The organism is Psychrobacter nivimaris (genome assembly GCF_904846365.1).
GTDB lineage: Bacteria > Pseudomonadota > Gammaproteobacteria > Pseudomonadales > Moraxellaceae > Psychrobacter > Psychrobacter nivimaris_B.
On the sequence record NZ_CAJHAL010000035.1, the window covers coordinates 19,780 to 29,963 of the forward strand.

The following is a 10,184-nucleotide window of genomic DNA, read 5'->3' on the forward strand; positions in this document are numbered from 1 at the left end:
AGTCTTTGTGGCTAATAGTAGGATAATTTATGAGTGAGTCAAAGATAGACACCAGACTATGGTCGTCTAAAGCGCGCAACTTGTCACCTTATGTTCCAGGTGAGCAGCCGCAACACGACAATCTATGCAAACTAAATACCAATGAAAACCCATTTCCACCCTCGCCAAAAGTAGGGGAGGCTATTGCTAAGGTTTTAGAGCAGCAAGCTGATGAACTACGTTTGTATCCTGCTCCTGAATCTAATGACCTACGTGCTGCATTAGCACAGTCATACAATCTTGATATCAATCAAGTATTTGTTGGTAATGGCTCCGATGAAGTCTTGGCGTTAGTATTTGCGAGCTTCTTTTTAAAAGAGCGTCCGCTGCTATCACCTGATATTGGTTATAGCTTCTATCCTGTATATGCGCAGACGTTCGGTGTAGAGCTTGTACAGATTCCTCTAGAGGAAGACTTTAGCATTGACCCTGATGCTTATCGTCAGCCTTGTAGCGGTATTATCATCGCCAACCCTAATGCGCCAACGGGCTTGCTATTATCACTTGCTGATATTCGCAAACTTGCGAGTGAGCATTCTAATGCGGTCATTGTTATTGATGAAGCGTATATCGATTTTGCTCAGATAGATGAAAGCAATGCAGATGCTCCAGTCTCAGCGGTGAGCTTAATCAATGAGTGTGATAACGTTATCGTGACCCAAACCTTTTCAAAATCACGCTCGCTTGCTGGTTTGCGCGTTGGTATGGCCTTTGGCAATGCATCATTGATTGAAGCACTTACACGGATGAAAAACAGCTTTAACAGCTATCCGCTGGATAAGTTGGCTCAAGCTGGGGCGACTGCGAGTGTATTAGACACTGAATACTTTGAGCAAACCCGTCAGCAAGTCATTGATTTACGTACGTCGCTAACAGCAGAATTGACGACATTGGGCTATAAGGTCCTACCGTCACATGCAAACTTCGTATTCGCTCGTCCAAAAGATGGCAATGCTAGCGATGTAGCGAGTGCGTTACGCGAGCAGGGCATTATCGTTCGCCATTTTGATAAGCCGCGTATTGCAGATTACTTGCGTATTACCATCGGTACAGCAGAGCAGAATGAGCGTTTGATTGATGCTCTAAAAGCCTTGCAAGTCGATGCTAGCGTTGTTGCTGAATAATATTATATTGATAGCTTAATATAGAATGTTGATAGGTACGTCTCTTTATTCATAACGCACACTACTATCGATAAGTCTTAAAAAAGCCTGCTAACGTAACGTTGGCAGGCTTTTTTAATTTCAAATTAGCAATAATATTTGAGTTCGCTATCTTAGGTTTTTTGAGCAAGTACTGATAATAAATTACCTACTTTATCTAAGCATTCTTGGTATTCAGCATCACAATCGGATGCGACCGTAATACCGCCACCTGCCCACAGGTTAACGTGTCTTTCTTTATTACAGTCATCATTCGACAAAGCGTTGGCTTGCAAAGTACGAATGAGCACATTCCATTGACCACTACCATCAAAGTTCATATAACCCATAGTGCCACAGTAGGCACCGCGTGGCGTAGACTCCAACTCAGCGATGATCTCAACGGCGCGTTTTTTTGGTGTGCCAGTAATAGAGCCAGCAGGCAGACTACCAAACAATACAGCCAACGGATGAGTATCAGCTTTTAGCTCAGCAGTAATGGTACTCACCATATGATGCACGTTACTAAAGCTCTCAATTGCAAATAACTGTGGTACTTTCACAGTGCCAATTTTGGCGTATTTGCCCAAATCATTACGCAGTAAATCGACAATCATGACATTTTCGGCACGGTCTTTTTCGCTATTGACCAATTGCTGTTTATAGCGCTCATCTTGCTCGTTAGACGTACCTCGCGGCATGGTTCCCTTGATAGGCTTGGTGCGAATAGAGTGTTTGCCAGTATCAACTTCTCTAGTGAATGTAAAAAATAACTCAGGTGAGCAGCTTAACAATTCAAAATGATTGCTATCTGTGTTAAAGCTGCTGCTTCTATTTAGGTAATCACCATCATTGCTATCAACGCTCATATATCCTGCAAAAGGTGCTTTGGTATTGCGATATAGCGCAGGCAAATAGTCAATAAGCGAAAAGGCTGATTGAACATCGTTATTTTCACGCGCTAAACTGCCAGACCATTTCTGTGTCAGGTTTATCTGATAGCAGTCACCTTGTTGTAGATAGTCTTGTGTGCGATTAAATGCTTGTTGATAATCAAGCTTACTCCATCGCGGACTTAAAACTAGGGGAGTGATGCTTGATGCATCTTTAAACTGTGGTTTATTGAGATATTTATCAGACAGTTTTCGATCCAGTTCGTCTAGGTAAGAGGTAAGAGTCGTTATAAAATTATCGTTTGTCTGATGACCAATACTCTCAGAAGTGTCATCGTTAGTTAGATGAGTCTTTAACGCCCAACCTGTATCAGTATGTGCCGTAGGTGTTAGATAAATATCATAATGTCCCAACGAAGCACACGGCTGCATTGCCAATTCAATCCTATCGGCAGGGCTTAGCTCATGGGCCGCAATATCATAACCAATAAAACCGATTAGCCCATGATAATAACTGGGTTTCGGTCTTTCTTCGTTATTGATATATGAGGTGTCGTGATTAACTTCTTGAGCCTTACTATAAGCGATTAGCTCTTCTTGCCACTCTAGATAGCTCATATAAGCTGTCGTGCCAGCATAACTATGATCATCGCTATTTACATCGGTATCGCGACGCACGCCAGTACTACGAAAACTCTTAATCACCTTGTAAATATTGTGTAAATCACTAGAATCTTGCTCATCATTGGGATATAGAGACCAACTGACTTTTGGGAGTAAACCAATCACGGGTCGACCATTATTATTAAGCCAAATAAGTTGCCAGTTTGCTCTAATATCTTGAGCGAGCAAGTGACGCTGTAGCTGCGGCATCAGCTCTGCAGCAGACAAATCACCAAAACGCCAGCTAGGTTTGCTAGCTGGCGATGGCGCAGAATCTGTCTGCTCAGTTGTATTGTGATTTGATACAAGCATGGGTTAAGCGTCAAACTTTTTGATAATTAGTGTAGCGTTAGTACCACCAAAGCCAAAGCTATTACTCATCAAGGTTTCAAGATTTGCTTCACGCATTTCGGTGACGATATCGAAACCTTCAGCAGCAGGATCTAAGTTGTCAACATTGATACTCGGAGCGATAAAGCCGTCCTGTAGCATTAGTAGACAATAAATAAGCTCTTGTGCACCAACAGCGCCCAAGCTATGGCCTGTCATTGATTTAGTTGAGCTGATAGCAGGTACTTTACTGACGTCATTATCAAATACTTTAGCAATCGCTTTAAGCTCAGTAATATCACCTAGTGGTGTACTAGTACCATGACTATTGATGTAATCGACACTTTCTAGACCCGCTTCGGCCAAGGCTTGTTGCATACAGCGAACAGCACCTTCACCGCTTGGCGCAACCATTTCTGCACCATCAGAGCTGGCACCATAGCCAACGATTTCAGCCAAAATATTGGCACCGCGTGCTTGAGCATGCTCTAGACTCTCTACAACCACCATCGCGCCACCAGCAGCAATCACAAAACCGTCACGGTCTTTGTCATAGGCTCTTGAGGCAAGTTTTGGTGTGTCGTTATACTGAGTACTAACTGCGCCCATGGCATCAAACATACAAGACTGTGTCCAATGCTCAGCTTCACTACCACCAGCCAATATCACATCGGCTTTACCCAATTGGATAAGCTCAGCAGCATGACCGATACAGTGTGTCGAAGTCGCACAAGCAGAGGCGAGCGAGTAGGAGACGCCTTGGATTTTGAGGCCGGTTGCTAAAGCAGCTGATACTGAGCTGCCCATTGTCTTTGGTACTGCCATTGCGCCGACACCGCGTAGACCTTTTTCGCGCATAGCATCGATAGCATTAACAATGTTTTCTGTTGATGCGCCGCCCGAACTTGCCACTACACCCACTCGTGGGTTGTTATTGATAGTATCAAGTGACAGGCCAGAGTGCTCAATCGCATTTAGCGCACTAACATAAGCATAAAGACTGGCGTCACTAAAGAACCGTTTCAGCTTACGATCGATACCACTGGTATCCAGTTCTGATTGATTGATACTACCGCTCACGTGTGATTTAAACTCGTGCTCAGCATAAGAATCGTTAAATGTGATGCCAGACTGACCTTCTTTAAGGGCAGTGGTGACAGTATCTAAATCATGTCCAATACAAGAGACAATCCCTGCTCCAGTAATAACGACGCGGCGCATATGCTATTCCTTATAAGTAACGACTTGCTAGCAGTTGGTTGCAAGAATCGTGGTAAATCTATATATGATGTTTAACTATGAGTTAATTCGAGCATTATAATGAAAAAATAGTCTATGTAGATAACGATAGCATGAATTTAGGTAACGAAATTCTGTTAACGGTCTATCAGAGGCAATATAGATTCAGTGTACAATTATGCTCTCAGTTATGGCACATGATAACGTATCAAGCACTGGAAATCTTTGGACAAGTGTAAAATAACGACAAAATAACACTTATGACTGAGTTTTGAGTAAAGAGATGAGAAGTAAGACTAGCTACTGACTATGGACGGAATTATACTTTAGATACAAAATTTGTGATTCTAATAACATTGTTCGCACTGACACCGGTTACGATAACTGGCTAAAATAATAGATTCGTTATTATTAATAATTAACTATCATATTAAAATACAACTATATTAAAAACCAACTCATCATATTAAGGACATCACGATGGCAAAGCGTAGTACTCTTTCTAAAAGTATCAATACCATTGGCTCTTTTACTCGAAACAATCTAGAGCGTGTAGGGGCTATGATTGATAGCGTAAACGCTAAAACAGGCAAACCGCGTCAATACAAAGCCGTCGACCTAGGCGATGAAGACTACCAACAAGACTTGTTTCGTGAGCAAACGTTGAAGGCGACGCAGCAACTTTTAGGACCACGTTTTGCTACTTATGGTAAATATGCCAAGAAAGTCGTGCCGAATAGCTTTTTTCAATCGACAGTTGATGGCGCATTTGCCCAAGTTGCCAATCTCGCTGCCAACTGGAGTCAACTCGACTTACCTAATGAACATCGCTTTGCTAACATTGCTACCTTAGATGACGAAGAGCGTTATGCGCTAGCTACTGATATTGCTAATCAAAACCGCGCGCTTGCAATGATGGGTGGTTTGACAGGTTTGGCAGGTCTACCAGGTTTGCTAGCTGATACATTGTGGCTATTATTGGTTTCATTACGTACAGTTTATCAGATTGCTGCTGTATATAATAAGCCGCTGACAGGTAAGCAAGGCGTCAAGATGGCGTACGAACTACTATCAAACGCTGATTTGAGCAAAATGCAAGAAAAACAAGCGCTACTAGCTGGTCTAGGTATTGGTAAAGGTTTGCTTGATAATGCTCAAAGCAACGGATTACATAGTGAACTTAAAAATCTCGGTCTAAAAAATAAAAATGTAAATTTCTATGCTGCGCAAATAGACAAAGTCGCAAGCCAAGTAGGTGTAGATTTAGATCAGATCAATTTATCATGGGTTCGTCGTTTTATTCCTGTCACCGCCGTAGCGATCGGCATGCACTATAACAGCCAATTGATTGACGAAGTTATTGGCGTTGCGCAAGCGACTTTTGCACCAGAGGCAAAACTAGCCAATCGTGCCATTACTGATGACAGCAGCAGTGAGGCTAAAGTAGAAAAGGCTAATACTGATGAGGCGAAAAAAGACACAGAGCCCAAAGAAAAAAGCAGTGATCCAGAAAAAGTTACTGATAAGGAAGAAACTAGCAGTAAAAAAGACGCAGACAAGCAAACGTCTGATAAAAAAGCCAAGTAATAAAGATATTATTTGCTAGTTGGGTTATAGCTTTATAAGCGCAATGGTATTTATCTTAGTTTGATTGAGCAACACGACTTGAAAATTAGGATAAATACCACCACTTAGTTACTATCAAGTACCATTTCAATGTTAAACATCTTTTCTTAATGATGCTTGAGCTCGCTTTGTTTACTTTATTTATTACGCTATTTTTCGGCGAAAAATCTATAAAGTGATACAATGAGAGGCTGAATGCATATCTATCAAATGTTGTAAAGCGAAACCATTCATAAGTGGTTGAAATAGCAGCAACAACTCTTTATAATACACTGTCCTAAAAATGGGTGCCCCGAAATCTGCAATTATTGTCAGATAGATGGTGCATTGGCCCATTTTTTTGTTTTATACCAAACGGGAGAAGGATGCCTTATGGCAACAACTAACCAATTGATTCGTAAAGGTCGCAAAACCATCAAGGAAAAGTCAAAAGTTCCTGCGTTGGAAGCGTGCCCACAGCGTCGCGGTGTATGTACTCGTGTATATACTACCACGCCAAAAAAACCTAACTCTGCCATGCGTAAAGTATGTCGTGTACGTTTGACTTCAGGCTATGAAGTATCAAGTTACATCGGCGGCGAAGGTCATAACCTACAAGAGCACAGTGTTGTTCTAATCCGTGGTGGTCGTGTAAAAGATCTACCAGGTGTACGTTATCACACTGTTCGCGGTGCATTAGATTGCGCAGGCGTTAAAGACCGTAAGCAAGGTCGCTCTAAGTACGGTGCTAAGAAGCCTAAAGTTTAATAACTAAACGTTATTAACTAAGCTTTTTGCACTACCCAATAACTGTGCATGGGTTTGGTGTCAGTAGCAATATCGCTTTTATATAAATATATATCTGTGATTTGCTCTCAAAACATACCACCATGCAGTAAGGCTAACTGATAACTCACTGCTATATCCTAATGATAAGTAGTCGATGTTGTGAATGTTAGACACTCCTGAAGATAAGGAAATTTATTATGCCAAGACGTCGCGTCGTTGCTGCCCGTGAGATCCTACCGGATCCTAAGTTTGGTAGCCAAACTGTTGCAAAATTCATCAACCATGTAATGAGTGATGGTAAAAAATCTACTGCTGAGCGTATCGTTTACGGTGCACTTGAGACAGTAAGTGAGAAGCGTAAAGTTGAAGATCCAGTATCTTTCTTCGAAGAAGTGCTAGAAAATGTACGCCCAATGGTAGAAGTAAAAGCTCGCCGCGTTGGCGGTGCAACCTATCAAGTACCAATGGAAGTACGCCCCTCCCGTCGTACTGCATTGGCTATGCGTTGGTTAGCTGAAGCTGCTGCTAAGCGTTCTGAAAAATCAATGGCTTTGCGTTTAGCTGGCGAATTGAATGATGCTGCTGATGGCAAAGGCGCTGCTATGAAAAAGCGTGACGAAGTTCACCGCATGGCAGATGCTAACAAAGCATTCTCTCATTACCGTTTCTAAGCTACTTTTTAATAGTAGCTTGAGATTAGAGGCTCATGCCATTTAATCTTACATTGTTGTTTATTCTATTGATTGCCGCCATCATCATTCGGTCATATATAAATGTTATTTATTGATGACTGTGGTGGCGGACATCTATCCAGATGTCTCTCTTAACAAATACAGTTTTTGCTGGAGAGCATCCCAAATTTGATGCCGCACTATTCTTAGTATTTGCTCTTTTTTTGTCCGTATTAGGCTCAATAATCAGTAAGTAATATTACGAAGCTGAACGCTTTGTCATAGAGTATGAGGTAGAGACACAATACATTATTATATACACGACTTTTCCTAGGAAAACACTATGGCTCGTAAAACTCCCCTAAAACGCTATCGCAATATTGGTATCTCAGCGCACATCGATGCTGGTAAGACAACCACTACAGAGCGTGTTTTATTCTATACCGGTGTTAGCCACAAAATTGGCGAAGTACATGATGGCGCAGCCACTATGGACTGGATGGAGCAAGAACAAGAGCGTGGTATTACTATTACCTCAGCGGCAACAACTTGTTTTTGGTCAGGTATGGCTAAACAGTTTGACGAACACCGTATCAACATCATCGATACCCCAGGTCACGTTGACTTCACGATCGAAGTTGAACGTTCTATGCGTGTACTTGATGGCGCTTGCATGGTTTACTGTGCAGTAGGCGGCGTTCAGCCACAGTCTGAGACCGTATGGCGTCAGGCGAACAAATATAAAGTACCACGTCTTGCATTTGTAAACAAAATGGATCGTGTTGGTGCTGATTTCTATCGTGTTATCGAACAGATCAAAACTCGCTTAGGCGGTAACCCTGTACCATTGGTTATTCCAATCGGTAAAGAAGATGACTTCGAAGGCGTTGTTGATCTAGTGACCATGAAAGCTATCTATTGGGACGAAGCGTCTCAAGGTATGCAGTATGATGAGCGCGAAATCCCAACTGAACTACAAGAAAAAGCAGCAGAATACCGCGAGCATCTTGTAGAAAACGCTGCTGAAGCAAACGAAGAGTTGATGAACGAATACCTAGAAAACGGTGAATTGACTGTAGAACAAATTCACGGTGCTATTCGTCAGTTAACTATCGATAACGAAATTATCCCGCTTCTTTGTGGTACTGCCTTTAAGAACAAAGGTGTACAGAAGATGCTAGATGCCGTTATTCAGTATCTACCTGCACCAATTGACGTACCTGCTATTAAAGGTATTCTTGATGACAAAGACGAAAGCGAAGGCAGCCGTGAAGCATCAGATGAAGCACCTTTCTCAGCACTAGCGTTCAAAATCATGAATGACAAATTCGTTGGTAACTTAACCTTCGTACGTGTTTATTCTGGTGTAATGAAGCAGGGTAGCAGTGTTTATAACCCAGTTAAGATGAAGCGTGAGCGTGTTGGCCGTATCGTACAGATGATGGCAAACTCTCAAGAAGAGCTTGCAGAGATTCGTACTGGTGATATCGCAGCTCTAGTCGGCATGAAAGATGTGACTACTGGTGATACGCTATGTGATGAAGACAACGTGATCACTCTTGAGCGTATGGAATTCCCAGATCCAGTTATCTCTCTAGCTGTTGAACCAAAGACCAAAGCTGACCAAGAAAAAATGTCAATCGCTCTTGGCCGTTTGGCAAAAGAAGATCCATCGTTCCGTGTACACACTGACGAAGAATCTGGTCAGACGATCATCAGTGGTATGGGTGAGCTACATCTAGAGATTCTTGTTGACCGTATGAAGCGTGAATTCAACGTTGAAGCAAACATCGGTGCACCTCAGGTTGCTTATCGTGAGACGATTCGTAACACTGTTGAACAAGAAGGCAAATTCGTACGTCAAACAGGTGGTCGTGGTAAGTTTGGTCACGTTTGGTTACGTCTTGAGCCACTTGATCCAGCTGGCGACACTGAATATGAATTCGCTGAAGAAGTTGTTGGTGGTACTGTACCAAAAGAATTCCACGGTGCTGTTGACAAAGGTATCCAAGAGCGCATGAAAAACGGCGTACTTGCAGGCTACCCAGTAGTTGGCGTAAAAGCGACCTTGTATGATGGTTCTTATCATGACGTTGACTCTGATGAATTGTCATTTAAGATGGCTGGTTCTATGGCCTTCAGAAAAGGTTTCTTAGCAGCTGATCCAGCACTACTTGAGCCAGTAATGAAAGTAGAAGTTGAAACACCTGAAGACTACATGGGCGACATCATGGGCGATCTTAACCGTCGTCGTGGTTTGGTACAGGGTATGGAAGATCTACCTGGCGGTACTAAACAGATTCGTGCTGAAGTACCATTAGCGGAAATGTTTGGTTATGCCACTCAAATGCGCTCTATGTCACAAGGCCGTGCAACTTACTCAATGGAATTCCAAAAGTACGCTGAAATTCCAAAATCAGTTGCTGCTGAAATCATCTCTAAGTTCAACTCTAAAGATGATGACGAGTAAATAAAGCTTACTGAAAGTGACAATATAGAGTACGTCTGTGTATTGTCACTAAAGAATACGCCAATAACTTGTTAAAAGACTTGTTATTGGCCGCGATTTTCTTATAATATCTGCACATTAGTATGTGCAACCTTTTAACAATTATCTTAATGTGGTCAAAATCGTCTTAATTATCATATTTATATGAGTTAAGTCTTGAACCCCAAAAAAAGAGGAAATACCCATGGCAAAGGCCAAGTTTGAACGTAACAAGCCACACGTCAACGTCGGTACAATCGGACACGTTGACCATGGTAAAACAACCCTTACCGCTGCAATCGCAACCGTAGCTGCAATCCCGTAG

General features: G+C 42.2%; 7 protein-coding genes and 1 pseudogene. 6 read left to right on the forward strand and 2 right to left on the reverse strand.

Annotation, left to right across the window (positions count from 1 at the left end; translation table 11 throughout):
• The first annotated feature begins 29 nt into the window (after positions 1-29).
• The gene (hisC, locus tag JMX63_RS12545) at positions 30-1,163 is read left to right on the forward strand and encodes a histidinol-phosphate transaminase (protein ID WP_201572710.1); all 1,134 of its coding nucleotides are present in this window, start codon (positions 30-32) and stop codon (positions 1,161-1,163) included.
• A gap of 152 nt (positions 1,164-1,315) precedes the next feature.
• Here the strand turns inward: hisC and JMX63_RS12550 are convergent, their stop codons facing one another.
• Both JMX63_RS12550 and JMX63_RS12555 read right to left on the reverse strand, forming a co-directional pair.
• Positions 1,316-3,049: an anthranilate synthase component I family protein gene (locus JMX63_RS12550; protein ID WP_201572712.1), complete on the reverse strand. Its 1,734-nt coding sequence runs from the start codon at positions 3,047-3,049 to the stop codon at positions 1,316-1,318.
• Between the two features lie 3 nt (positions 3,050-3,052).
• Complete coding sequence (locus JMX63_RS12555) at positions 3,053-4,288, reverse strand: beta-ketoacyl-ACP synthase II (protein ID WP_102091614.1); 1,236 nt, start codon at positions 4,286-4,288, stop codon at positions 3,053-3,055.
• A gap of 498 nt (positions 4,289-4,786) precedes the next feature.
• Between JMX63_RS12555 and JMX63_RS12560 the strand changes: the two genes are divergently transcribed.
• The 5 genes and pseudogenes from JMX63_RS12560 to JMX63_RS12580 form a co-directional block, all read left to right on the forward strand.
• Positions 4,787-5,893, forward strand: a complete 1,107-nt coding sequence (locus JMX63_RS12560) for an EcsC family protein (RefSeq protein WP_201572714.1) — start codon at positions 4,787-4,789, stop codon at positions 5,891-5,893.
• 411 nt (positions 5,894-6,304) lie between these two features.
• Complete coding sequence (gene rpsL, locus JMX63_RS12565) at positions 6,305-6,679, forward strand: 30S ribosomal protein S12 (RefSeq protein ID WP_011281154.1); 375 nt, start codon at positions 6,305-6,307, stop codon at positions 6,677-6,679.
• 218 nt (positions 6,680-6,897) lie between these two features.
• Positions 6,898-7,371 carry a 30S ribosomal protein S7 gene (gene rpsG / locus JMX63_RS12570; RefSeq protein WP_057761735.1) on the forward strand — a complete coding sequence of 158 codons (474 nt, stop codon included), beginning with the start codon at positions 6,898-6,900 and terminating at the stop codon, positions 7,369-7,371.
• A gap of 343 nt (positions 7,372-7,714) precedes the next feature.
• Entirely contained in the window at positions 7,715-9,841 is a 2,127-nt protein-coding gene (fusA, locus tag JMX63_RS12575) for an elongation factor G (protein ID WP_101205359.1), read from the forward strand.
• Positions 9,842-10,064: 223 nt separating this feature from the next.
• Positions 10,065-10,175 (forward strand): annotated as a pseudogene (locus JMX63_RS12580) (GTP-binding protein); the annotation flags it as partial.
• Between the last annotated feature and the right edge of the window lie 9 nt (positions 10,176-10,184).

Excerpts from the sequence above, each read along its gene's own strand:
- hisC (WP_201572710.1), top strand. The coding sequence starts at position 30 with ATGAGTGAGTCAAAGATAGACACCAGACTATGGTCGTCTAAAGCGCGC.
- JMX63_RS12550 (WP_201572712.1), bottom strand. The coding sequence starts at position 3,049 with ATGCTTGTATCAAATCACAATACAACTGAGCAGACAGATTCTGCGCCA.
- JMX63_RS12555 (WP_102091614.1), bottom strand. The coding sequence starts at position 4,288 with ATGCGCCGCGTCGTTATTACTGGAGCAGGGATTGTCTCTTGTATTGGA.
- JMX63_RS12560 (WP_201572714.1), top strand. The coding sequence starts at position 4,787 with ATGGCAAAGCGTAGTACTCTTTCTAAAAGTATCAATACCATTGGCTCT.
- rpsL (WP_011281154.1), top strand. The coding sequence starts at position 6,305 with ATGGCAACAACTAACCAATTGATTCGTAAAGGTCGCAAAACCATCAAG.
- rpsG (WP_057761735.1), top strand. The coding sequence starts at position 6,898 with ATGCCAAGACGTCGCGTCGTTGCTGCCCGTGAGATCCTACCGGATCCT.
- fusA (WP_101205359.1), top strand. The coding sequence starts at position 7,715 with ATGGCTCGTAAAACTCCCCTAAAACGCTATCGCAATATTGGTATCTCA.